General features: G+C 57.6%; 18 protein-coding genes. 7 read left to right on the forward strand and 11 right to left on the reverse strand.

All coding sequences use genetic code 11. From position 1 onward, the window contains the following. Positions 1 to 29: 29 nt before the first annotated feature. From AP059_RS18925 to AP059_RS18940, 4 genes are all read right to left on the reverse strand, one after another. Complete coding sequence (locus AP059_RS18925) at positions 30 to 3,365, reverse strand: toxin VasX (protein WP_306354466.1); 3,336 nt, start codon at positions 3,363 to 3,365, stop codon at positions 30 to 32. After that, entirely contained in the window at positions 3,362 to 4,210 is an 849-nt protein-coding gene (locus AP059_RS18930; protein ID WP_059764964.1) for a DUF4123 domain-containing protein, read from the reverse strand. The genes AP059_RS18925 and AP059_RS18930 overlap by 4 nt, the downstream gene beginning before the upstream one ends. Beyond that, entirely contained in the window at positions 4,207 to 6,243 is a 2,037-nt protein-coding gene (gene tssI / locus AP059_RS18935; RefSeq protein WP_059764965.1) for a type VI secretion system tip protein TssI/VgrG, read from the reverse strand. Before tssI ends, AP059_RS18930 begins: the two co-directional genes overlap by 4 nt. Before the next feature lie 162 nt (positions 6,244 to 6,405). Continuing rightward, positions 6,406 to 8,748 (reverse strand): putative bifunctional diguanylate cyclase/phosphodiesterase, encoded by a 2,343-nt coding sequence (locus AP059_RS18940; protein ID WP_059764966.1) that lies wholly within the window; start codon positions 8,746 to 8,748, stop codon positions 6,406 to 6,408. A gap of 428 nt (positions 8,749 to 9,176) precedes the next feature. Here AP059_RS18940 and lon point away from each other — a divergent pair, with 428 nt between their 5' ends. From lon to cmoB, 6 genes are all read left to right on the forward strand, one after another. Then, the gene (gene lon, locus AP059_RS18945) at positions 9,177 to 11,606 is read left to right on the forward strand and encodes an endopeptidase La (protein WP_059764967.1); all 2,430 of its coding nucleotides are present in this window, start codon (positions 9,177 to 9,179) and stop codon (positions 11,604 to 11,606) included. A gap of 286 nt (positions 11,607 to 11,892) precedes the next feature. Next, positions 11,893 to 12,273, forward strand: coding sequence for a hypothetical protein (locus AP059_RS18950; protein WP_256209945.1), 381 nt, complete (start codon positions 11,893 to 11,895; stop codon positions 12,271 to 12,273). A gap of 89 nt (positions 12,274 to 12,362) precedes the next feature. Then, a complete protein-coding gene (locus AP059_RS18955; RefSeq protein ID WP_059764969.1) occupies positions 12,363 to 12,755 on the forward strand; it encodes a protease inhibitor I42 family protein in 393 nt (130 codons plus the stop codon). A 1-nt stretch (position 12,756) separates the two neighbouring features. Next, the gene (locus AP059_RS18960; RefSeq protein WP_059764970.1) at positions 12,757 to 13,392 is read left to right on the forward strand and encodes a lysoplasmalogenase; all 636 of its coding nucleotides are present in this window, start codon (positions 12,757 to 12,759) and stop codon (positions 13,390 to 13,392) included. 107 nt (positions 13,393 to 13,499) lie between these two features. Beyond that, on the forward strand, positions 13,500 to 14,243 hold the full coding sequence (cmoA, locus tag AP059_RS18965) for a carboxy-S-adenosyl-L-methionine synthase CmoA (RefSeq protein ID WP_059764971.1): 744 nt from the start codon (positions 13,500 to 13,502) through the stop codon (positions 14,241 to 14,243). After that, the gene (gene cmoB / locus AP059_RS18970; RefSeq protein ID WP_059764974.1) at positions 14,240 to 15,196 is read left to right on the forward strand and encodes a tRNA 5-methoxyuridine(34)/uridine 5-oxyacetic acid(34) synthase CmoB; all 957 of its coding nucleotides are present in this window, start codon (positions 14,240 to 14,242) and stop codon (positions 15,194 to 15,196) included. The genes cmoA and cmoB overlap by 4 nt, the downstream gene beginning before the upstream one ends. Positions 15,197 to 15,305: 109 nt before the next feature. On the opposite strand, the gene tadA is transcribed toward cmoB, so the two are convergent. The 7 genes from tadA to treP form a co-directional block, all read right to left on the reverse strand. Then, a complete protein-coding gene (tadA, locus tag AP059_RS18975) occupies positions 15,306 to 15,797 on the reverse strand; it encodes a tRNA adenosine(34) deaminase TadA (RefSeq protein WP_059764975.1) in 492 nt (163 codons plus the stop codon). Continuing rightward, on the reverse strand, positions 15,797 to 17,173 hold the full coding sequence (locus AP059_RS18980; RefSeq protein WP_059764977.1) for a multicopper oxidase family protein: 1,377 nt from the start codon (positions 17,171 to 17,173) through the stop codon (positions 15,797 to 15,799). Before AP059_RS18980 ends, tadA begins: the two co-directional genes overlap by 1 nt. A 180-nt stretch (positions 17,174 to 17,353) precedes the next feature. Further along, positions 17,354 to 17,632, reverse strand: a complete 279-nt coding sequence (locus AP059_RS18985; RefSeq protein WP_059764979.1) for a PTS transporter subunit EIIB — start codon at positions 17,630 to 17,632, stop codon at positions 17,354 to 17,356. Between the two features lie 2 nt (positions 17,633 to 17,634). Further along, positions 17,635 to 20,151, reverse strand: a complete 2,517-nt coding sequence (gene ptsP / locus AP059_RS18990; RefSeq protein WP_059764981.1) for a phosphoenolpyruvate--protein phosphotransferase — start codon at positions 20,149 to 20,151, stop codon at positions 17,635 to 17,637. 59 nt (positions 20,152 to 20,210) lie between these two features. Beyond that, the gene (locus AP059_RS18995; RefSeq protein WP_059764982.1) at positions 20,211 to 21,434 is read right to left on the reverse strand and encodes a maltoporin; all 1,224 of its coding nucleotides are present in this window, start codon (positions 21,432 to 21,434) and stop codon (positions 20,211 to 20,213) included. A 65-nt stretch (positions 21,435 to 21,499) separates the two neighbouring features. After that, positions 21,500 to 23,146, reverse strand: a complete 1,647-nt coding sequence (gene treC, locus AP059_RS19000; protein ID WP_059764983.1) for an alpha,alpha-phosphotrehalase — start codon at positions 23,144 to 23,146, stop codon at positions 21,500 to 21,502. Between the two features lie 41 nt (positions 23,147 to 23,187). Further along, complete coding sequence (treP, locus tag AP059_RS19005) at positions 23,188 to 24,630, reverse strand: PTS system trehalose-specific EIIBC component (RefSeq protein WP_059764986.1); 1,443 nt, start codon at positions 24,628 to 24,630, stop codon at positions 23,188 to 23,190. 268 nt (positions 24,631 to 24,898) lie between these two features. Here treP and treR point away from each other — a divergent pair, with 268 nt between their 5' ends. Next, positions 24,899 to 25,603, forward strand: coding sequence for a trehalose operon repressor (gene treR, locus AP059_RS19010; RefSeq protein WP_059764989.1), 705 nt, complete (start codon positions 24,899 to 24,901; stop codon positions 25,601 to 25,603). Positions 25,604 to 25,659: the final 56 nt, after the last annotated feature.

Below are 25,659 nucleotides of genomic sequence, written 5' to 3' on the forward strand. Positions count from 1 at the left end.
CCTATTTACATGTACATTCACTTACCAAACTAAGACTGCAAGTATATTGAACATTGCCTATCACCCAGCACATGTAGAACCGCCATATCAAGTTCGGGTGTTAATGTATTACGCAGATCGACTACGCCATGCTCCCCAGTTATTGTAAAGGCAACGCCACGCCCACCACCGACAAAGTGCAGCGAACTAAGCATAGAGATGAGCGGTGTACGATAAAACAAACGTACCGTTATTTGGGATGATTGAGAGACAAATTCATTGCGCGCATATTTTTCGAAGCCCCCTATCAGACGTAACCCCTGCCCTAAGGTATGTGGCAACCAATCACATTTGCTGGAGCGTAGCCAATAATCGCCGATGTCCTGCATGGACTCTTCAATGCGCGAAAACCCTTGAAAATTATCGATATTTTGGCTTGCGGCTAATGCACGTTTAGCGTTACCAATCATAGCTATTCCGAGATAAACACTCAGTGGACTCGCCCCTGGCAGGTCAATTATTAGAGAATCTATAAATGTCGTTGATCGAAACCCCGTTGGGCTACTAGAACCAACTATTTCGTCACTACCAACAAAACTGACTCTCGGTCTATATAAAATATCGCACAGAAAGGTAAACTCTTTATTTTGATTTATTATAAGAATAGGATTCAAATCAAGAGCATTAGCTTTCGACCAACAGCAACCATTAAGAAAGTCTTGCATAGGCGTTTCTTGCAAGTACCAAGAAACAATATAAAGCAACCCCGCAGACATAATCAGATAATTAAGTGGCCCCATCCACAACGAATATCCTGCCGTGGCCGCTTCAATTGCTAACTGCCCGGATATAACTCTTACTGTGTAATAAATACCTGACAAGGCCTGCGCCCCAAATAGAAACATTTGTCCTTTCACTACGTCCCTACGTAAACTGAGCCAAGAATCAATATTAACTTGCGCACTCTCTAATTGTATTTTCAATGAGCCTAATTCTTTAAAAGCCGCAACCGCCGATAGTCCTCCAATCAACGCACCAAAAAATGTCAGTGCCGGAATACTCGTCCATTTACCTGACGAAAACTGATGATTGAAAGCTCTATCTGCGACCGCTCTCCTCATCTGCCAATCAATCACCGCCACCAACGCCGCCCCCGCATACAACGTTGCCGACGCGGTGTCGTAGATCCGCTGCTGATCCATCTCCTCCACCACCGACGCTTGTGCCAGATAGTTGCTGGCGTTCAGTCCGTTAATCAGCAGCGCAGCAATCGCCACTAAGCCGCTGCCGTTAATCACTGCCGCGGAGTTGACTATTTTTGCTGTATTCCCTGTGCCAATAGCCTTTGCGGTGGTGTTGACCCACTGTGTGAGGTCTTCGGCGGTTTTGCCAAACAGGTGCCATGTTCGCAGTCCGCCTTCGTTCACGGCTCTCAAGCCCACTCCATTGCCCAGTTTGGCGGCTATCAGGATGCTCAGCCACGAGCCGCCCGGCGCACTGCCGTGTTCGTTTTGAAGCAGGAGCAACGCGGCGCCAAGGCGTTTGACCAGAGTGTTCCACTGGCCTTGGGCATCCTGCGCCAACAATGCGAGGTGATTGACCACGGGCAGTCCCACTACACCCAGTACTTTGGCAATGGCGCTTTTGGCGCCGGTCTGGTTTTCCATGTCCAGCGCAGCAATCAGTTCAGCTGAGCGGCTGACGCTGTTCACGGCGCCTTCCAGGCTCGGGTTCCAGCCGGTGAACACCTGGCGTAATGCACCCTGGTCGTCGCTGCGGATGTAGTGCGCAAATTGCTCCGCACCGTGCTGGCGCAAGCATTGGGCGCTGAGGCAAGACAGGGCTAATTGGTCGAGCCAGCGGCGGTTGTCCGGGTCGAGATAGTTGACGAACCATGTGCCGCTTTCGCTGCGTTTGAGGTACTGCTCACGGTCTGCATACAAGGCGTGGTGACGTTGTTGAAGATGGCTGAAATGCGCGGGGGCGGTTTGATCCAGCCAGGTGTTCACGGCCTCAAGGTCGATGTATTGCGCGACCTTGTCACTCGACTGGGTGTTTCTCAAGTTGTTGACTTTGCTTTCCTGGTAATCGCGCACCACGTTCAAGGCATCGGCATGCAGTTCGAGGGGGATGAACGCGCGGATCGGCGCCACAGCCGCTTGTTCACGCAGGTGTATTTCGTGCAGGCGCGTGTCGGCTTCATGGTTGCTGTGGGTTGTGCTTCGTCGAATATTGGCGGTATAGCGCTCACGGGCCAGTGCTTCGAGTCGCGTGCGGGCTTCCAGCAACTGCCGGGCCTGTTCGGGGGTCAGTTGGATGTCGTGCTCGCGATAGCGGTAATTCAACGACTCACTGACTTCGGTCGCGTCTTCGGTAATCAGGCTGCGTATAAATCCGCCGATGCTCAGGCGCAAGTTGTTGTCGGATTGCCACTGTTCATGGCGCGACTCCAGCAACTCCTGCTCATGGTTGATATCGCGCAACACGCCAAGGTCGTCATCCAGGCAGGCAAATACTGAATACAAACCCTTGGCCTGGATGTGCGCCAGCGCCAGCACATCGAGAGTTTTGAGCGGCGCCCAGGGCTCGGCGCTCCACTCCCCCACAGGTGGCGTTCCGGGGGCGATTTCAGCCTGTCGGGCTGCTGCCATTGAACGTTCGTTGTTCCAGCGTCTGGCATCGACATAAGCGTCGATCAACACCTGTCGCCGCTGCGGGTCTGTCTCTTGCTCTATCTGCTGTATCAGTTGCTGTTCACCCTGCTCGTAAGCCTGGGCATTTTGCTGATGATCAACGGCCAGAGCGCGGTCGTAGACCTGCGGGTTCAGTTCGCCCATCACCCGCGAGTAATCACTCACCGGCGCACAATGCGGTGCTTGCAACGTATTGGCCACTGAGCGCAGGTCAAGACGGCGCATGCGTTTACCCCGAATCGAGGCATCGCTCAGTTGCTGACAATGGGCCATGTTCAACGGGTATTCGGCGTACAGCATCCATGCGTCTTGGTGTTTACCCAGCTCAATGCCACTCAGCGTGCCTTTCATCACCACGGTGTCATCGTCTTCGAGGTATTGCGCACGCAGCAGGTTGTTTTCAGCCACGGCATAACGCTTGAGTGGCCCCGCGCCTTGCCAGACGTAGACATACCCTGTGCGCAACAGCCTGGCCGCCAAGGGGTGACTTTGAGTACCTATGCCTGGCTGTATGGCCGGGTGACTCACTGCGCAGGTACTCAATGCATAACGCACCGGTACGACGAAAATATGTGTTTGGTTGGCGGTGCATTGCCTGACGGTGCTGTGAATATCGACATGCGAGTGAGCCTGAGCAACGCGGGTAGCGTGTGAAAGCGCTGAAATGGCGTCGAGACCAGCATGGGAACTCATAAAACCGGCCCTCGCAGGTCGATGTGGCGCTTTAACGCATTGATCAAACTTACCAGGCGCTGTGCAGGAGAAACCCCACGCTCGGCCAATAACGCTCGGTAATCGCCATGGTCCGGACCGTCAGGAAACGTGTCGCCAAACGCGGCGTACAGGGCCGTCCAGCACAGCACTTCATCCTCTGCGCTATAGCCCTGACGCGCCGCATTACGCTGGCAAGCGCGCGCCCATTGCTGTTGTTCCAGCGCATCAAGGCCCTGCAAACACAGGGGAAAAAAACGTAACGTGTGGGCAACCATGTGATGGTCAAACTGTTCACGTTTGCTCCTACACAACTGTTCAAGTTGCAGCGAGGAGAAGCGCAGCCAGGGTGTATGGGTGTACTGCGCGCAAGGCTGATCGGGGGTGTGTTGAGTGATCAGCAACGGGCTGCCGTCAGCTTCTGGCAAACGAATCACGCGCACAGGACCCATGAGCTGATCCCGTTCGCCAGTCGGCAGGTCGCGCAGCCACATGCGGGCAATACGTGGGTCGTAAAAACGGAAAAAGCCCGTGACATCGCCCTCCAGCCGTACATGTATCAGGCTGCGCATGTGCGCCATCAACACCGTTTCAGCCACCTCGGTCTCCAGCCAGATACCGGCTTGGGTCTGCCACTCTGCGTTGAAGGTGCGGGCCAATTCACTGCCGGGTTCAACCCGCACAAGCACGGGACCACAAGACGCAACTGCCGCGTAACGGGTGGTCAGGTAAAGCGCATGGGGCAACACCAACGGTGACAGTTGATGAAGTCGGGGGTAAAGGTCCGGGATTTGAGTGCTGTCGAGAACAAGGTAGGCGCGGTTCATTGCGCTGTGTCCTTTAAGGCTTCGCAGGCCATGCACACCGGTTCAATCGACTTGGCCGCGTCTTGAAACGCCTGGGTCTGACTGACCAGCGCCAGCGCCAGCAGGGCCTCAACCCCACCTGGCAGCCCTGATGACGCCGGGGTGCCTTGCGCTGGCACGCCCCCAGGCTGAACCGGCGTACTGCTAAAAATGCCCGCGGGTGTGAGCAACAGGTGTTGACCACCGGCCATCAGGCTCTGGGTTGCACCGCCATTGATATTAAGTGTGGTGCCTGCCTTGAAATGGATTTGCTGACCTGCCTCGACGGTCATGACGCGCCCCACATGGCAATGGCTGCTTTGGGCGATGTCCAGATAGTCGTCGGCCAGGAGCCGGGTTTTTCGGTCTGCCCCCACGGTATGTTGCTCTTGGGCCTTGAACACTACAGTGCTGTTGCCCTTGATGGTGTGTTCAAACTCACCTGCCACCTGCACGCGGCTGTCGTGTTTGATGTGTTGCTGCATATCGCGCTGGGCATGCAAATAAATCAATTCGCAGCCTTTACGATCCTCAAGTTGCAGCTCGTTGTAACCGCTGGCGCCTGGGGTGCTTTTACTGCGCAATACGCTACGGGTTTTATTGGCTGGTAACGCATGCGCCACCGGATGCAGGCTATTGATCAGACAACCGCTGACCACAGGCTGGTCGATGTCGCCTTCCAGATAACTGACCAGTACTTCCATGCCGACCCGCGGGACCGTGACGGCGCCATAACGCTCACCTGCCCAACCGGAGACCACACGCAGCCAGCAACTGCTGTTTTCATCCTGTGAGCCCTCTCGGTCCCAGTGAAACTGCACCTTGATGCGTCCCAAGGCATCACAAAAGATCGCTTCGTTAGCCGGGCCGCAGACTCGCGCACTTTGGCTGCCAAGCAGACGCGGTTTTTCATAGCGCGTGGGCGAGCGGTAAGCGACGTTTTGGGGGATGGCGTGAAACGTGTTGCGGTAGCCCTGAATAAAGCCGTCGGCGCACCGCAGCAGCGAGCTTGAGATCTGCTCTTCCAGGACCTGCGGCTGTTTGCCCTGATGCTCGATGCGCGTCAGCAACCAGTCACCATTACAAGCCTGTGTCGGGTGCTCCTTGAGTTGCAAATAGTGACCGCTGCGCAGGCACGGCTGGTGGCTACGACCGCTGGCTTGAGCGTAGGCGGCCTGGTGGCGCTCCAGCGCCCTCTGACTGTAGCGTTCGCCCTCAGCGGTGTCGGTGAAACGGCCGGGGTAGGTGTAATGCTCCAATTCAGGCCCGGCCCTGTCGGCCATGTTGTTGCGATCAGCCTGCACCACACGACTGGCTTTATTGAAGTTGTAGTCGCGCAGTGTCACCCGATTGCTGCGAGCCTGAAATTGCACCTCGAACAGGTCAATCGCAGGCCCTGGCGCCAGCAAGCCCTCCCCCGTGTGGTAAGGCGTTGCCTGAGCGGCCGGGACAAAGGCCATCAACTCATCGCCAAACACCAGTTCATGGCCGTGCACGGCATGACGAAAGTGATAATGCAGGCCCTCTTCAAAACACAGGCGTTGAATAAAGTGCAGGTCGCTCTCGCCGTACTGCACGCAGTATTCGCGCGGCAAATAAACACTGTTGAGCGCAAACCGGTACGCGTCACCGAGAATGCCGTGCCCCTTGAGCACCTGCTCGATGATCTGTTGCACCGTCTGGTGTTGAAAAATGCGCTGGTCAGTGCGATGGGCCAGATACGCCACACGCGGCACCAGTGTCACTTGATAGTGGGTCAGGCGCGCACTTTGGCAACTCTTCGACACGGCACTAATTTGCCCGTGAATGCCATTGTCCTGCTCGTCAAAGGCTAAAAAGGCCGATTGGTGCAGCAAGGAGGCGAGGTCAATGGAGGAACGGTCACTGACCAGCTCCACGTCAAACGAAAAGGGCGAACTGATGGCTTCCTCACCCTTGAACGCCAACACCTGCAAGGCAGGCTCGACGCCCTGAATGCTCAGACTGAAACGCGGTTGACGGGCACTTGTGGACATCCGTGACACCTCAGGCACTCCCGGCAAAGCTCATTGCATTTGCCTGCGCGCAAAAGGGGTCAACGCTAACGGATAGCGCTCAAGGTCAGGTGTAGGAGGATTCTGCAATTACGAAAAGAAAGCGCTCGTAAAACGCAAGATTGCTGCAACCAACACGCCTCATCACGCGGTTTCTTGCAGGCGCGCCAGCCACACTTCAAACGCCTGCGCATCCAGCGGACGACTGATCAGGTAGCCTTGCGCCGTGTCACATTGCCAGCGCTCCAGCAGGTCAAGGGTATGTTGATACTCCACCCCCTCGGCCACCACTTTTAGCCCCAGGTTGTGGCTCATCTCGATGGTCGAACGCACGATTACCGCGTCTTCACTGGTTTCATCCAGGTTGCGAATAAACGACTGATCGATTTTCAGCTCTTGTACCGGCAAGCGTTTGAGGTGAGCCAGCGATGAATAACCAGTGCCGAAATCATCGACCGCCAGACTGATCCCGCCATCGCGCAGTTTTTCCAGCACGTTGAGTGAGTGCTCAGGGTCGCGCATGACCGCACTTTCGGTGATTTCAAAAATAAGTTGCTCGGCCGACACCTGATAACGCTTGAGCAGGGTTTCGACGTTATGCAACAGGTCTTCACCGTGCAAATCCGCGGCCGAAATGTTCAGCGACAGTTGCAGCGCCAACCCCTTGCGGTTCCACTCGGCCAGTTGACGAACGCCCTCCTCCAGCACCCACTGCGTCAGCAATACCATGCTGCCCGTACGCTCTGCCAAGGGAATGAACTCGGCTGGCGACACCACGCCCAGCTGCGGATGACACCAGCGCAACAAGGCTTCGGCCTGGTGCACCTGGCCACTGCCAATCTCCAGCTTGGGCTGATACTGCAAGAACAACTCGCCCTCGCTGGCGGCGCTGCGCAAGTCGCGAATCAGCTGGATTTGCCGCTGATGCGCCAAGTCCCGATCCTGCTGATAGACCTGCAAATACCCCGGTAAGGCCGCTGCATCACGGCGCGCGATCGCGGCCCTGCTGATCAGTTCTTCGACGCTTTGGCCGTTGGTCGGGTACACCGCAATGCCCATGCAAATTTCGAGCAACACGTCATGACCATCGATGCTCAAGGGTCGATTCAACAGCGCATACAACGTGTCCGCCATCGCGACCCCGGCATCAACCTGGGTGCTCTCCAGCAGCAACAAAAATTCATTGCCGGTTATGCGCGCCGCCGTATCGCGCTCGTGCAGAGTGTCGAGCATCGCGCGGCTGGCCTCGCGCATGATCAGCTCCATGCCTTCCGGGCCAAAGCTTTCGTTGATCACGCGGTAGTTTTCAATGCCCAGATAAATCAGGACTACGTTGCGCCGGGCGCTGATCGCACTGCCCAATCGTTCCATGGCCAGAGCGCGATTGGGCAAGCCGGTGAGCGCGTCATGCAAGGCGTTGTGCGCCAATTGCTGCTCACGCTGCGCAATACCGGCCTGCATGGCGTTGATGGCCTTGGCCAGAAAACCCAGTTCGTCCTTACGCTTGAGTTCGACGGGCGTTTCGTAGTCGCCCCGACCAATCCGCTGCGCGGCTTCTGCCAGCAGACTGACCGGACGCGACACTGCCCGCGCCAGCCACAAGGCACCGAGCAAGGATGCCAGCAACGCACCGACCGAGACCCACAAAAACTTGCGATCAAGCGAATTAAAGGCCTGCATGGTTTGATCCAGCGGGCTCTGCAGCAACGCCATCACTTGCCCGTTAGCCGGGTCGCCGGCGTTGGCCAATTGCAACAATTGGCCCAAAAAACGCTGGTGCTGAAATTCGCTGAAATGAACGGTCAGGCCCGGCGCATGCGTGTGCATGAACGCGACAATGCTGGCGTTCATTGCTTCAGGCTGAGTACTGCTCAGCACCCCGTCCACGCCGTTATTAAGGGTCATAAACGACACTTCAAGGTTGCTCAGCGAACGCAACTCATGGGCAAATACGTCGTCCATCGGCATCGCAGACACCACGCGCACCACCGGCAAAGGGGCCATCACGGCACTCTGCACCATCATGTAAGGGCGGCCATCGAGTACGCCGACAAGCATGGTTTGAGCGTTACGACGCGCCATCTTCAAAGCCTTGGCGTAGGGAAAGGCCTGCCCGGACGGTAACCCTTTGAGGGTGCTGGTAATGATGTTGCCATTGAGGTCGAGTACAAACAGATCACTGCCGCGAATACTGGCCTCAAACTCCAGCAAGGCGTTCTCGATGTCCGCGGGGGTGCCATTGATGCTCGCGAGGCGAAAGTCCGAGTCATTGGTCAGCCAGTTGAGCCCGTACTGGATGCGCCGCCAACGCAAATCCATGAATCGCTCAAACACCCGCGTGCCGGTGCGCAATTGCTCTTCGGCCTGATCGCTGGCCACCGTAATGGTCACTGCTTTGACGGCGAAGTACACCGCACCAATCACCACGAGCAAGAGCAACGCCAGAAACAGGCTGATACGCGCCTGAAAACTGTTACGCAGCTTCATGCTGCCTCCTCGTTCCACTGAGTCAATGCCAGTACCCGCTCTGAGGTTATGTCCTGAGGCATACGCCGCTCCCTCTGCATCTTCAGAAAAGCCTGTCGCAAGGCCTTCCAATCCCTTTTTTTTGTTATCAATCGTAACTGCTGCAAGAAAGAAGATCGCCTAATAAATCAGGGCCGTCCACCGTCAAGTTGTTGGCGACAAAGGCCTAGCGAGCGGGCACTTGGGGGAAGATTTTATCAATGAGACAAGGGCCTGCCCTGACACTCGCCACAGGCTTGAACACAGGCATCTTGAACCGCAAACCCTGCGCTCGACTACGCTACTCGGCGCAGTCTTCGGCAGCGGCTTGAGGATGAAAAACGTTTCACCATTGAAACCACTGACACCGCGCCCCATCTAACCCTCATACCCCATTGCGCAGGTGCCCCATGAGCGACCAGCAAGATTTCCCGGATAACAGCACTGAATACACCGACATAGAACACCCGCACAGCGAACATCAACCTCACTCGGGAGGAACTGAATTGGCGTTGCCAGAACAGAATCTGCCGGACAAGGTGTACATCATCCCGATCCATAATCGCCCGTTCTTCCCGGCGCAAGTGCTGCCGGTCATCGTCAATGAAGAGCCGTGGGCCGAAACCCTCGAACTGGTCAGCAAATCACCTCACCACTCGCTGGCACTGTTTTTTGTCGACACCCCGCCCGATGACCCCCGCCATTTCGACACCGACAGCCTTCCTGAATACGGCACGCTGGTAAAAGTGCATCACGCCAGCCGCGAAAACGGCAAATTGCAATTCGTGGCCCAGGGCCTGACCCGCGTGCGCATCAGCATGTGGCTCAAACATCACCGCCCGCCGTATCTGGTGGAGGTTGAATACCCGCAGCAGCCCAAAGAGCCCACCGATGAGGTGAAGGCGTATGGCATGGCGCTGATCAATGCGATCAAAGAACTGTTGCCGCTCAACCCGCTGTACAGCGAAGAGCTGAAAAACTACCTCAATCGCTTCAGCCCCAATGATCCTTCGCCGCTGACCGACTTTGCCGCAGCGCTGACCTCGGCCACCGGTAACGAGCTGCAAGAAGTGCTCGACTGCGTGCCCATGCTCAAACGCATGGAAAAAGTGCTGCCGATGCTGCGCAAAGAAGTCGAAGTAGCACGGCTGCAAAAAGAAATCTCGGCCGAGGTCAATCTCAAAATTGGCGAACATCAGCGCGAGTTCTTCCTTAAGGAGCAACTCAAGGTCATTCAGCAAGAGTTGGGGCTGACCAAAGACGATCGCAGCGCAGACATCGAGCAATTCAAGCAACGCCTTGAAGGCAAAAACCTGCCGGTGCAAGCGCAAAAGCGCATCGACGAAGAACTGAACAAGCTGTCGATTCTGGAAACCGGATCGCCGGAATACGCGGTCACTCGCAACTATCTGGACTGGGCTTCGTCGGTGCCGTGGGGCGTGTTCGGTAAAGACAAACTCGACCTCAAGCACGCGCGCAAAGTGCTCGACGCGCATCATGCGGGGCTGGATGACATCAAAAACCGCATCCTCGAATTTCTCGCCGTTGGCGCGTACAAAGGCTCGGTCAGTGGTTCGATTGTGCTGCTGGTCGGCCCGCCGGGGGTGGGCAAGACCAGCGTCGGCAAGTCGATTGCCGAGTCGCTGGGGCGCCCTTTCTACCGTTTCAGCGTCGGCGGCATGCGCGACGAAGCCGAGATCAAGGGCCACCGTCGCACCTACATCGGTGCCCAACCGGGCAAGCTGGTGCAGGCGCTCAAGGACGTTGAGGTGATGAATCCGGTGATCATGCTCGATGAGATCGACAAAATGGGCCAAAGTTTTCAGGGCGACCCTGCGTCTGCCTTGCTTGAAACCCTGGACCCGGAGCAAAACGTCGACTTCCTCGATCACTACCTGGACCTGCGCCTGGACCTGTCCAAAGTGCTGTTTGTGTGCACTGCCAACACGCTGGACTCAATTCCTGGCCCGCTGCTCGACCGCATGGAAGTCATACGCCTGTCGGGTTACATCACCGAAGAAAAGGTCGCGATTGCCAAGCGTCACTTGTGGCCAAAACAGCTTGAAAAGGCCGGTGTTTCTAAAGGCAGCCTGAGTATCAGTGACAGTGCACTGCGCGCCGTGATCGATGGTTACGCCCGCGAAGCCGGCGTGCGTCAGCTGGAAAAACAGCTAGGCAAACTGGTGCGCAAAGCCGTGGTCAAATTGCTGGATGACCCAAAAGCGGTGATCAAAATTGGACCAAAAGACCTCGAGGCGTCACTGGGCATGCCGGTATTCCGTAATGAGCAAGTGATCAGCGGCACCGGTGTCATCACCGGGCTGGCCTGGACCAGCATGGGCGGGGCCACGTTACCGATTGAAGCCACACGTATTCACACGCTCAATCGCGGGTTCAAGCTGACTGGGCAATTGGGCGATGTGATGAAGGAGTCAGCTGAAATTGCTTACAGCTACATCAGCGCCAACCTTAAGCAGTTCGGCGGCGATCCCAAGTTCTTCGATGAAGCCTTTGTGCATTTGCATGTGCCAGAAGGGGCCACGCCCAAAGACGGCCCCAGCGCTGGCGTGACAATGGCCAGCGCCCTGTTGTCCCTGGCCCGCAATCAAGCGCCCAAAAAAGGCATCGCCATGACCGGTGAGCTGACCTTGACCGGGCATGTGCTGCCGATTGGTGGCGTGCGTGAAAAAGTGATTGCGGCACGCAGGCAAAAAATTCACGAGTTGATCCTGCCTGACGCCAACCGTGGGCACTTCGAAGAGTTGCCGGACTACTTGAAAGAAGGCATTACCGCCCACTTTGCCAAGCGCTTTAGCGACGTGGCAAACGTATTGTTTTAACCGCCTGCACTAACACCGCATGTCGCGGGACACGATGCGCTACACCTCGTATCTGGTCCCGCGATTCAAGCCGCTCACACCACCCTGTCAATGTTGTCAGTAGACACCTGCTCCGTTCCCGACGCTAATAGCCCCAAGCCTGTTAAAACTGCGTCGAGAAACGATCATGGCACTGCATCACCCTGCATATGGAAATCCAGCGGTTATCTGTCAGAAGTTTTTAGGCAGTCCTTCATTCAATCCAAGAACCAGCGGTGAGCTTAAAGCCGATGTTCTGGACAGGGACGTGTTCGACGCCCATGAAATGACCTTTGCCAGTAGCCACAAGAAAATCGTCATTACGGCTGACATGGATGACTTTGGGTCTATAGGCCATCGCTCAGTAGCATTCACCCTGGACGTCAATATCCAGTCTGGTATCTACCTGTTCAAACGCGGCGCGGGTGGGCCTGTGCGCGAGATGTCATACACAGAGTGCGTCAAAAAGAACGGTGAGTATGTCTACCACTTGATTCAGGCAGAGGTCGGCAGCCTGCAATTGAGTGTGGTCGAAAGTTGCTACAGCGCACGCTTGTTTACCTTTGATGGCTGTGACCACAACAACGAGCCTTTCGAAATATGCGGTGACTTCATCATCAACCCGCCCCACGCCTCATTCAACTACTGAGGGGCGCGTACGACTTTAACCGCGCGGCGTGGTGCAACACCTTGCATGGGTTATGCTGCGCGCTTGTTATTGTCTGACCGGAGCCTTCAATGTCCCTCGCGCGCCTCATTCCCTTGTTCGGCCTCACGCTGCTGACGGCTTGTGCCCAGCAATCGGCACACAACGTGATTGTTGAAGAACAAAGTGACTGCCCGATGCAATTGCACACCGGGCAAAACTTGACCCTGACCTTGCCCAGCAACCCCACCACCGGTTATCGCTGGGCGATTCAGGACTCCGCTGGCGGCGTGTTGCGCAGCCTCAGCCCAGAAGTCTACAAAAGCGCCGACAGTGGCCAGCTACTGGGCAGCGGCGGGCAATCCACCTGGCGTTTTCAAGCATTTGCCGCAGGCTCCGGGCGCTTGCGCCTGACCTATCAGCAACCGTGGGAACCTGAGGCCGAACCTGCACAGGTGTTTGACTGCGCTATCACGGTGAAATGACATGCCTTGGCTGATACTCGCGGTCATGGGCGCCGCCGCCTATCTGTACGGTGTAAACATGCAGTCCACGCTGCTGTGTTTAATGAGTAAACCGCTGCCGGTACTGGCTTTGCTCGGTTGGCTGCAAGATGCACCGCCCAGCCTGTACAGGCGCTGGATCAGTCTTGGCCTGTTGTTTTCACTGCTGGGGGACATTCTGCTGGCCTGGCCGGTGGACCTGTTTGTGTTCGGTCTGGGCGCCTTTCTGCTGGCCCATTTGGCATATCTGAAGGCATACCTGAGCGATTGCCGGCGTGTCGCCTGGTTACCGCTGACGTTAGCCTTGATGGCGGGCGTGAGTTTATTCAGCGTCATGGCGGCGCAGGGTCTGGGCCAATTGTTGATTCCCGTCAGCGTGTACGCGCTGGCCATCAGCGCCATGCTGTGGCGCGCCTTTGCCCGACTGGGCACAGCCGTCCCCGCGCGCTCGGCCTGGCTGGCGGCAGCCGGGGCACTGGCGTTTGTGGTCTCGGACAGCCTGATCGGCATCGACCGCTTTGTGTTCAAGTTCAGCGCCGCACCGTATCTGATCATCCTCAGTTACTGGCTCGGGCAATGGGGCATTGCGGCCTCAACGTTTAGCCAGAGCAAACGCTGAGCCAGCATCTGTCGAGCCCGCCAGACGGTTTATCAGACAGACCGCGCATCCCGGCGCCAACTTGGCTAAAATGCCGCCCCTTTTAAATTTCCATCGCCGGAACCCTCGTGAGCAAAGAACCCGACCGTATATTCGCCCAGCCCTTGGCCCAGGTGCCGGACTTCGCCTTTAACGAAGACGTGGTGCGGGTGTTCCCGGACATGATCAAACGTTCGGTGCCGGGTTATCCGACCATTGTCGAAAACCTCGGCGTGCTCGCCGCCCAGTTCGCCCAACCTGATAGCGTGCTCTACGATCTGGGCTGTTCGCTGGGGGCGGTCACTCAGGCACTGCGCCGGCATGTGCGCAGCGAAGGGTGCAAGGTGATTGCCGTGGACAACTCGGCGGCGATGGTCGAGCGCTGCCGCGAATACTTGAATGGGCAAAACTCGATGTTTCAGGAGTTGTTGCCGGTCGACGTGATCGAAGGCGATATTCTCGCGCTGCGCTTTGAGCCGGCCTCAGTGGTTGCGCTCAACTTCACCCTGCAATTCATTGCCCCCCAAGATCGCATGGCCTTGCTTGGCCGCATCCGCCAGGCGCTGTTGCCGGGCGGCGCGCTGATCCTCTCGGAGAAGCTGCGCTTCAATGACGCAGACGAGCACGCGCTGCTCACCGACTTGCACATCGCATTCAAGCGCGCCAACGGCTATAGCGATCTGGAAATCGCGCAAAAGCGCAGCGCCATCGAAAACGTCATGAAGCCCGACAGCCTCGAAGAACATCGCGAACGCCTGCTGGCGGCCGGGTTCTCGAAAGTCGTGCCGTGGTTCCAGTGTCTTAACTTTGCCTCGTTGATTGCCTTGCCATGATTGATCTTTCCCCTCTCGCCCGGCGTCTGGCCGGCACGCCTTTGGCTGAATGGGCCAACACCCTGCAAGCTCGGCTCGACAGCAAAATGGAGAAAGGTCACGGTGACCTTGAACGCTGGCAAAGCGCGCTGGATGCGCTGCCTGACGTCAAACCCACTGAAATCGACCTGCTCAATGGCCTCACGCTCGACACTGACTGTGACGAAGACATCCGTGTGCGCATGCGCCAGGCCCTGATGGGCTTGTCGCCGTGGCGCAAAGGCCCGTTTGACCTGTTCGGGGTACATGTCGACACCGAATGGCACTCGGACTGGAAGTGGTCACGGGTTGCGCCGCACATCGACCTCAACGGCAAGCGCATCCTGGATGTGGGCTGCGGCAATGGTTACTACATGTGGCGCATGCTCGGTGCAGGCGCCCATAGCGTGATCGGTGTGGACCCTAATTGGTTGTTCTTCTGCCAGTTTCAGGCCGTGCAGCGCTTCTTGCAGCAAGAAGCCGCCTGGCACCTGCCGTTCCCGTTTGAAGACTTGCCACCGAATCTGGAAGGCTTCGACACCGTTTTTTCCATGGGTGTGTTCTACCACCGCCGCTCCCCCATCGAGCATTTGCTGGCGCTCAAGGATTGCCTGGTCAAAGGTGGCGAACTGGTGTTGGAAACACTGGTGATTGAAGGCGACGTGAATCAGGTGCTGGTGCCCGAGGACCGCTACGCGCAGATGCGTAACGTATGGTTTTTGCCATCGATTGCTGCGCTGGAGCGCTGGTTGCGGCGCGCCGGTTTCAGCGATGTGCGCTGCGTGGACGTAAGCATTACAACCGTTGAAGAGCAACGGGCGACAGAGTGGATGAAGTTCCAGTCGCTGAGTGACTACCTTGACCCCAACGATCACAGCAAAACCATCGAAGGCTTGCCTGCGCCGATGCGCGCAGTGATTGTGGCCAAAAAATAAACCTCAGTAGCCGCTGTCGGAGGCTGCGATGGGCTGCGCTGCGGCCCTGTTTTCAAACCAAAACGAAGGTCCTTCGGCCTTTATCGCAGCCTTGGTCAGCGGCTACAGATCAGGATTTCGCCCGGCGGGCCTTGAAGAACTCGCTGAGAATTGTGCCGCACTCCTCGGCCAATACGCCGCCTTCAAACAGCACGCGATGGTTGAGAAAGCCCTGGGTAAAAAACTGCCCCTGACTTTGCACAATCCCGGCCTTGGGTTCCAATGCGCCGTACACCACTCGCGCGACCCGCGAATGCACGATCAAACCGGCACACATGCTGCACGGCTCCAGCGTCACGTACAGCGTGCTGCCGGGCAGTCGATAGTTGCTGGCCGCAGCGGCAGCCGCCCGAATGGCGACCATTTCAGCATGGGCACTGGGATCGTGACCGCTGATCGGGCAGTTGAAGCCGCGCCCGATGATTTCGCCGTTTTGCACCAGCACCGCACCCACCGGCACTTCACCCAGTGCTGCGCCCTGTGCCGCCAGCGCCAGCGCTTCACGCATATAATCTTGATCGCGGCTGCGGTCGATGATCTGGGGTTGACGCCCTTGTCGCATCAGGAAACCTCAATAGCGGCCATCAGGCCGGTTTCCATGTGGTCAATCACATGGCAGTGGAACATCCACACGCCGGGATTATCCGCCACCAGCGCCACACGAGCACGTTCGTTTTTACCCAGCAAGTAGGTGTCGGTGAAGTACGGGATGATTTTCTTGCGGTTAGACGCCAGTACCTTGAAGCTCATGCCATGCAAGTGAATCGGGTGCTGGTACTGGGTCATGTTCTTCAATTCGAAGATGTAACTGCGGCCCAGCTTGAGTTTGGCGATGGGCCGATCAGCACAGGTTTTGTCTTTGATGTCCCACGCAATGCCATTGATCTGCCACAAGCTCGGCGGCTGATCAGGTCCCAGATCCTCGGACACCGAACCGACCCACTCGAAGTTGAAATTGATCTTCTCGGCATTGGCCACGTCTGGCTCGGCAATCGGGTTTGCAGGCAGCGCAGGGGGCCATTGGGCGGGAGCGTCGTTGCTGGCAACCGAACGCAAGGTGCCCAGGCGTACCGGACCATCACGCAACGACAGCTCCTCGCCCACCGCCGGGGCTTTGATGGCCAGGCAAATGCGCATGCCAGGGCCTAGCCAGTATTCCTTGCCCAACGGCCTTGGCTCGATGGGATTACCGTCCAGCGCGTAGATTTTGGCTTCGACGCCGGGGATGTTGATGCGGTAGGTCAAGGTGTTGTCGAGATTAAGCAGGCGCACGCGGGTGATCTGCCCTGCGGGCAGTTCAATCGTCGGCACATGGCTGCCATTGATCGTCGACAAGCGCCCGGCCGTACCGCCGCGAGCCGCCTCACGGGTGATGCTGAACGGCATAAAACCGCCCTCTTGATCCACATGCCAGTTCTTGATGCTCAAGGTGCGTTCATGCGTAAAGCCGGTAGGGTCGCGCTCTTCAACAATCAGCGGCCCGACCAGCCCACGGCCCAGCTCTTCGCTGCTGTTGACGTGCGGGTGATACCAAAAGCTGCCCGCATCTGGCACGCGGAATTTGTAGTCAAAATATTCGCCCGGCAATACCGGCAACTGCGAGACGTAAGGCACGCCGTCCATCTCCAGCGGCAAGCGGATACCGTGCCAGTGAATGGTGGTCGGGACTGGCAGGTGGTTGATAAAGCGCACCCGCAGCCATTGGCCCTGACGCACCCGCAATTCGGTGCCCGGCGCCGAAGGGCCAAAGGCCCAGGCCTCGGTCTGATGACCGGGCACCAGTTCCACGTCGAGGGGCGCGGCAATCAGTTCGTAATCGTGGCCCGCTTCGGCATCGGCCATTTTGCCCAACCAGTAACGCGAAGCGCCTCCTGCGCCAACACCCACCACTACCAGGCCGGCTAAACCACCGAGTATTTGTCGACGGGTAAAGGACATGGGCTCAACTACCTCTCGTATCGTAAGCGGGCTTTAGGCCCGCAAAAGGCGAATACGATACACCTGCGGTTGAGAAACAGTAAGGCCGGGGTGGCGAAGGGCCGCAGTCCACACACCGAAAACACCCTGGCTGGCTGCGGGCTTTTTAGCACATCCGAAGATCGCAGCCCGCGGCAGGGCCTAAGGTGTAAGCCCCACGAGCACATGCACCACGTTGTCTGCCAGCACCATGACCCCCGGCACGCCCGCCCTGTGCAGCGCTTTCGTGTCCAGCTTCGACCCGTCGCGCAACACCACGCGCACGCGGGTCAATGCCACTTTTTGTTCGGATTTGACGTTCACCGCGCCCCCCAAGCCTGCCAACGTGGCGTTGTTGAGTAACGAGGTGGCAACGCTCGTGTCCGGGAGCAAGTCCGGCGTCAGTGCTTTCCAAAACGCCTGATGCAATTTTGCAAACATGTTCAGTTCTCCAACACCACGGATTGAGGCTGCAAAACAGCGCGTACTTGTTGCGCGCTTTCGAACCCCAGCACCTGCTCCGCCAAGGTGGTACAGGCATTGAAATCCAGCTCGCGCACTTGCGCCTTGATGGTCGGGATCAGCGGCACGCTCACCGACAGTTCATCCACACCAAGCCCCAGCAGCACAGGCACCGCCTGCGGCTCGGACGCTAAAGCCCCACACACACCCACCCATTTGCCATGTGCATGCGCAGCCTTGACGGTGTGGGCGATCAGGCGCAGCACTGCCGGGTGCAGGCTGTCGGCCTGGCTGGCCAGACGCGGGTGATCGCGGTCCATCGCCAAGGTGTATTGGGTCAGGTCATTGGTGCCAATCGAAAAGAAGTCCACGTGGGGCGCGAACACGTCGGCCATCAACGCCGCCGCAGGCACTTCGATCATGATGCCCAGTTTGGGCAGTTGGACCAGACCCGCTCGCTGCGCTTCGTCTTGCAGCACACGGCGGGCTTCGTGCAGTTCGGACACATGAGTGACCATCGGCAACATGATATGCAGGCGCGCCAGATCAGCACTGGCCAATATTGCGCGCAATTGGTCACGCAACAGTTCAGGTCGCTCCAGGCACAGGCGAATGCCACGCATGCCCAGAAACGGATTGGTCTCATGCGCCATCGGCACGTAGGTCAGCGGTTTATCGCCACCCACGTCCAGCGTGCGTACGACCAAATTATGCTCAGGCCCCACCGCGTCAGCGATAGCCCTGTAGGTGGCCACTTGCTCCTCATGCGTGGGCGCGCTGTTGCGCTCCAGATACAAGAATTCCGAACGTAACAGCCCGACCCCTTGAGCCCCCAGGGTCATGGCTTGTTCAGCTTCTGCCTGCGAGGCGATATTGGCCGTGATTTCTATGGTGTGCCCGTCGCGGGTGCAGGCGGCCAGCGATGCGTGCTGCACATCGTGCTGACGACGTTGTTGAAGCTGAACGCGCTGAACCTCCAGCCGCTCGACCAAGGCGTCATCAGGTTGCAAGTGCAACTCGCCTGCGTCGGCATTGAGCAAAACCGGCGTGCCATTGGCCAGTGTCAGCACCTGCGGGGCAACTCCACACAGAGCGGGCAAGCCCAGAGCGCGGGCCAAAATGGCAACGTGACTGGTGGCTCCACCGCCCACCGTGGCAAAGCCCACAACTTTGCGGGTGTCCAATGCCGCCGTCTGTGAGGGGGTCAATTGCTCGGCAATCAAAATCGCATGCTGGGGCAAGACCTGCGTGTTGTCATGCACGCCGAGGATCAGCTTGAGCACCCGCTGGCCGACATCGTCAAGGTCAAGTGCGCGCTCAGCCAGCAGCTGGCCGCCCAAACTCTTGAACAAGGTTGACGTGGTCTCAGTGGCGCTGCGCCAGGCATGGCCTGCGCTCTTGCCTGCATCAATCAGTTCGTCGGCATGCTCCAGCAGACTCGGGTCTTGCAGTAGCGCCTGATGTGCTTTGAAAATATCGCTTTGAGCAGTGTTCGAGGCGTTGTCGCGCAGCGTCTGTAACTGGGTGTCTGCCTGCGCTAAAGCGTCTTGTAAACAGGCCCGTTCATGCGGCGCATCGGTGGCGTTTTCGACCACCTCCAGCGTACACGCCGCCACTTGTACCACATGCCCAAACGCCGCGCCCGCAGACGCACACACACCGCGCAGCACATCCGAAACGGGCTGCTGGACGAGGGGTTCGGGCTGTGGCGCGAGCGTTGCGCTCGTTACAGATTCACCACAACCGCTGGCCAACACGTGTGACAAGGCCGTGATCGCCGCCTGCGCGTCATGGCCCGCCGCACTCAGGTGCACACTGTCGCCATATTTCGTCTGCAACGCCATGATCGCCACCAATGACTTGGCGTTCGCTGTCTCGTGCTGTCGGTGCAGATAAATGACTGAATCAAAGGTTTTCGCAGCCTGCGCCAAAACGCCAGCCGGACGCGCGTGCAGGCCATTAGGGTTAGCCAGTAACTGAGCCGCTGAGTGCAACGCTTCGCAGCCTTGAACCTCAGGCTTCACGTCCAGCTCGCGCGGGCGTACCAGCAACAGCGGTTGGCCGCTCTCAACCACGCCCTGGTCTGCATCCAGCGCGACAAAACCATCGCCACTGATCACCAGCATTAACGTCAATAGACTGCGGGCATTGAGGGCCAGGTAATCGGCATCAAACTCAATCAAGGGTTGCCCGGCCTCGACCCGCTGACCCTCGACCACCAGGGCATTAAAGCCTGCGCCGCCGAGGTTTACGGTGTCGAGGCCGATGTGCAGCAGCACTTGCACACCCGTGTCATGGGTGATGCTGAGCGCATGACCGGTGTGTTGCCGATTACTGACCACCCCGGCCAGTGGTGCACACAACACCTGCGAGGTGGGATCAATGCAAACGCCGTCACCCATCAGGCGACTGGAGAACACCGGGTCCGGGACATCATCAAGCGCCAGCAGCACGCCAGCCAATGGCGCCAGCAGTTCCAGTTGTGGGGATATGGCCATGAACTCACCTACAGTTGATTCGGTATATGCCGATGGAGCGCAAGCCCCGACAGCGTCGCTTATTTCCACCAGTACTCGACTTGCACACCCATGTTTGACCCGTGCCGCGCATTGCCAAAAGCGCCGCTGTCCGACAACGCCGAACCTGCATCCAACTGATTAGCGGCACGTTGCGCGGCTTTGTTCCAACTGGCGTAGGTGTAATACAAACGGATTTCCGGGCGTTCCCAAAAACCGGGGCCTTTAGGCGACCAGGTGGGCGCGAAAGTGAACTTGCTTAATGTGCGCGTGCCATCCTTTGCCCTGACCTGATCGTGCCCCAGCTCAGTGACCAGTTTGAATTGCTCACTGATGGCATAAGCAGGCCGTACCCCCAGAGACATCCACTCCTGATTGCCACCGTGCGGGCGAAAATCCTTTTGATAGACCGCTTCGACCTGCCCACCGAAACGCGGGGTCACTTGCCAGTCAAAGAACTCGACGATGCGGTAACGCTTGCTGCTGTTGTCCAGTTTGGTGTTGCCGGTGTAGCCCAAGCCTGTGCCGGAACCTTCGCCGTACTGCACGGCAAATTTGTTCTGCCCGCCTAAAAAGGCGCTTTGCACATGCTGCGCAGTGATCGCCCAACCACTGTGGGCGTCAGTGCGCTGAGGCTTGTCGAGGTAGGTCAAACCAAATTCCAGCGCCCCGTCGGGGTTGGTGTTGAACCCTGCAACGTTGAAATCGTGGCGCGTCACGTAGTCTTCCTGATACAGGCTGTCTTTGCGTGACAGGGCGTAGCTGTATTTGAGGCCGCCGATCAGCACGTCTTCAATCCCGCCGCCCGTGGCGCTCTGGTTCCAGTAGTAGAAATCAGAAATGTGGATGTCGTTACGTTTGTAGTAACGCCGTCCGGCCCACAGCGAACCACCGTTAAGGCTCGGCACGTTGGACCATTGCGCGTATAGCTGGGGCATGCGCACCGAGCCGTTGTCGCCCTGAAAGGTCAGTTGGCGGTTGTACTGGTTGTAGAAAGAGGCCATGCCATCGACGCTGAGCACCGAACCGTCATCGAGGGTGTAGAGGTCCTGGCGCAACTCCAGTTCAGCGTATTGTTCACATTCGTTGCCCAGCCGGTATTTGGACTCGGCGCCCGGCAGTTTGAAGCACGATTGCTTACCCCCGTTGAGCGAATTGCCCACGCCACTGCGCAAGTAACCCGAGAACTCCAGGGCCTGCGCTGGCAGCGGTGCCAGCAGGCATAAACAGGTGGTGAAAATGCGGCGGTTGAGTGCTGTGTTCATAAAGACAACCTTTCTTATTTTTATGGGGCAGAGCCGTTAAACACCCTCTCCTTCAGCGGGGTGTTTCAATGTTTGAGGTGCAAGACGAACGATTCATAGGGTCTCAGCCGGATGCTGCGCGTTCGCGGCGAACAGTCGGCGTAGTTGCTGATCACTACCCGCTGGGTCATGCCTTGGCTGATGACGTGCTCGGGCAGCTCAAGCTCACAGGCGGTGCCATAAAAATTGTTAAGCACCAACAAACGCTCGTTGTCGCCTTGGCGCAGGTACGCCCAGACCTGCGGGTGGTCGATCAGCAGCGCGTGATAGTGGCCGTGTTGCAACAGCGGTTCGGCACGGCGCAAGGCAATCAACTGACGGTAGTGATGCAGCACCGAAGCCGGGTCATTCACTTGGTCTTCAACGTTGATCAATGACGCGTTATCAGGAAGCCCGATCCAGGGTTGCGTCGTGCTGAAACCCGCGTTCGGCAGATGATTCCACTGCATGGGCGTGCGGCTGTTGTCCCGCGACTTTTGCATGATGGCGGCCATGCAATCAGGTTCAGACTCACCCGCCTCACGCTTGAGGCGATAGATATTCAAGGTCTCGACATCGCGGTATTGCTCGATGCGTTCGAAGCCCGGATTGGTCATGCCGATTTCTTCACCCTGATACACATACGGCGTGCCTTGCAGGCAGTGCAGCGCGGTGGCGAGCATCTTGGCCGAGACCACGCGATACTCGCCGTCATTGCCAAACCGAGACACGGCACGCGGTTGGTCGTGGTTACACCAAAACAGGGCATTCCAGCCGCCACCCGCTTGCATCCCTACTTGCCAGTCAGAAAAGATCCGTTTGAGTTCAAGGAAATCGAAGTCGGCGCGCACCCACTTCTGCATGTTCGGGTAGTCCACTTTCAAGTGATGAAAGTTGAAGGTCATCGACAGTTCATTGCACTCGGGGTTGGAGTAACGAATGCAATGTTCAAGAGAGGTGGAGGACATTTCACCGACGCTGACCAGATCGTGGCCGGCAAACACTTCGCGGTGCATCTCTTGCAGGTAGGTATGCACGTTTGGTCCGTCGGTATAGAACCGGCGGCCATCGCTGTCGTCTTGCGGGAAGTGAGCGGGCTTGGAAATCAGATTGATCACATCAAGACGGAAACCGCCTACACCTTTGTCGCGCCAAAAACCCATCAGTTTGTAGACTTCGGCCCGCACCTTCGGGTTGTCCCAATTGAGGTCGGCCTGGGTGTGATCAAACAGATGCAAATAGTATTGGCCGGTTTGGGCCTCGTACTCCCACGCCGAGCCGCCGAACTTGGATTGCCAGTTATTGGGCTGGTCGCGCCAGATGTAAAAGTCGCGGTACGGGTTGTCGAGGCTGCTACGCGCCTGCACGAACCATTCATGTTCGATCGAGGTGTGGTTGACCACAATGTCGAGCATCAACTTGATGCCTCGGGCGCGGGCTTCGCCGATCAGCAACTCGCAATCGGCCATGCTGCCGTAGCTCGGGTCAATGGCGTAGTAATCACTGATGTCATAGCCATTGTCGCGTTGCGGTGAACGCAGAAAGGGCGTCAGCCACAGGTAGTCAACGCCCAGCCATTGCAGGTAATCAAGCTTGTCGACCACCCCCAGCAAGTCCCCGGTGGCATTGCCCGCGTGGCTGTGAAAACTTTTTGGGTAGATCTGATAGATCACCGAACGCTGCCAGTCTTGCATGGGGGTTCCTTCAATAAATTTTTAACGCGCGGGGCAGTGAATCAGGCCACGCGAAAGCCTGGCCGGATGATTTTCAGGCTCAAGGCACAGGTCAAAACGAACGGCACCGCGATGGCCACCAGCATCCCGATCACGAACATCGGGATGTACTGGGGAATAATCGAGATGAAACCGGGCAAGCCGCCGACACCAATGGCCGAGGCCTGGACTTTGTTCAGCGACAGGAAAATGCTGCCCAGCGCCGACCCCGCCAACGCGGCGTAAAACGGGAATTTGTAGCGCAGGTTGATACCGAACATGGCCGGTTCTGTGATGCCAAAGTAGGCAGACACCGCCGAGGTGGACGCCATGCTGCGTTCACGCACATTGCGGCTCATATAAAACACGCCGAGCGCAGCGCTGCCCTGCGCCAGATTGGACATCACGATCATCGGCCAGATGAACGTGCCGCCCTGTGTGGCAATAAGTTGCAAGTCAACGGCGAGGAACATGTGATGCATACCGGTGATCACCAGCGGTGCGTAAAGCAGGCCAAAGATTAAGCCGCCGAGCACCGGTGCCAGATCAAACAGCATGACCACGCCTTCGGTAATCAGAATACCCAGATGCCGGGTCACAGGCCCGATGATGGCCAGCGCCAACACGCCCGTCACCACGATCGTGGTGATCGGCACCACCAGCAGTTGAATGGCATTGGGCACCCGGGCACGCAGCCATTTTTCAATCACGCTCATCACGTAGGCCGCTAGCAGGATCGGCAGGATTTGCCCTTGGTAACCGACTTTTTCGATCTGAAACAGGCCCAGGATGTCGAAATAAGGCAGGCTTTGGCCGTCCAGCCCGGCAACGGCCTTGCCGTAGTTCCAGGCATTGAGCAGGTCGGGGTGAACCAGCATCAGGCCCAGCACAATGCCGAGGATTTCACTGCCGCCAAAGCGCTTGGCCGCCGACCAGCCGACCAGCGCCGGCAGGAATACAAACGAGGTGTTGGCCATCAGGTTGATCAGGCTCCACACGCCGTCGAGTGAGGGGTAGGCGTCGAGCAACGTTTGGTCGGCGATGAACATGCCTTTGGCGCCAAGCAGGTTGTTCACCCCCATCAGCAGGCCCGCGATGATCAGCGCTGGCAGAATGGGCATGAACACATCAGAGAACACGCGCACCAACCGCTGCATGGCGTTGGCCTTGTCGGCGCCCTTCTGTTTGACATCCGCGATGGTGGAGGCCGCCAGCCCGGTTTGCTCGCGTAAAGCGGCGTAAACCTTTTCAACCTCTCCGGGACCAATCACCACCTGATACAGACCGCCGGTAAAGAAGGAACCTTTGACCAAGTCGATCTGATTGAGCGTGGCGCTGTCGACCAGAGCAGGATCTTTTAACGCCAGGCGCAGACGTGTCACACAATGGGCAGCCTGCTCAAGGTTTTCGGCCCCCCCGAGGCTGTGCAACAACTGGCTGGCGATCGATGAGTAATCGTGACTCATGCTGGATGTCCTGTTTGGAATTCTTGTTATTGAGCGTCACCCGTGCAGCGCGCTAAAACGCAAGCTACTCGTCTGTACCAGTTAAATCAACAACTGGTACAGACGAGTTTGTTTTTTTTATGGACATGTCGATGGGGTCAAATAAATTGACAGTAAGACCAATCCTCAGGCATCGCCTGAAAAGGCGTAAGACTCTATGGGACTTGCACTGCCTGCACCCTGCCCTTAAGGTTCGGCCCTTGAGCCACCACGGCAAAGAAACTTCTTCATGACTAAATACAACCAGATCTATACGGATCTGCTTGCCAGCATCACCGCCGAACGCTTGCAGCGCGGTGCGCGCTTGCCGTCCGAGGCCGAGTTGATGGCCGCCTATGACGCCAGCCGCGGCACAGTGCGCAAGGCCATCGAGCAGCTGCAAGAGCGCGGCTTTGCGCAAAAGGTGCATGGCAAAGGGACGTTTGTACTGTCATCCAGCCCGATTGAGTTTCAGTTGGGCGGCATCGTCAGCTTTCAGGAAACCTGGCCGCGACTGGGCAATGACGTGAGTACCCACGTGGTCGAGTGCGTGCAGTTCCCGCTCGAAGGTGCGCTGTGCGAGCATATCGACGCCCCGCCAGGCAGCTCGATCACTCGCATCAAACGGGTAAGGCGTATTGATGGCAAGCGCGTGATTCTGGACATCAACCACTTTGTGAATGCGTTGATTCCAGGGCTGAACGAGGACATTGCACAGCATTCGATTTACGCCTATATCGAGCAAACGCTGAACCTGTACATCAGCTACGCCCAGCGCACCATTGAAGCCGTGCCGCGCAGTAAAGATGATCAGCAACACCTGGATCTGGGCGATCAAAGCCATGTCATTGTGGTCAGCAACCAGACGTTCTTGCAGGACGGGCGGCAGTTTGAGTACACCGAGTCGCGGCACACACTGGACAAGTTCTATTTTTCTGACGTGGCACGGCGCTGAAACAGCGCCACTCCTGCACGTCAGATAAAAACAAAAAAGGCGGTCAACACTGGGTG

The organism is Pseudomonas sp. TAA207, from assembly GCF_001529285.1.
GTDB lineage: Bacteria > Pseudomonadota > Gammaproteobacteria > Pseudomonadales > Pseudomonadaceae > Aquipseudomonas > Aquipseudomonas weihenstephanensis.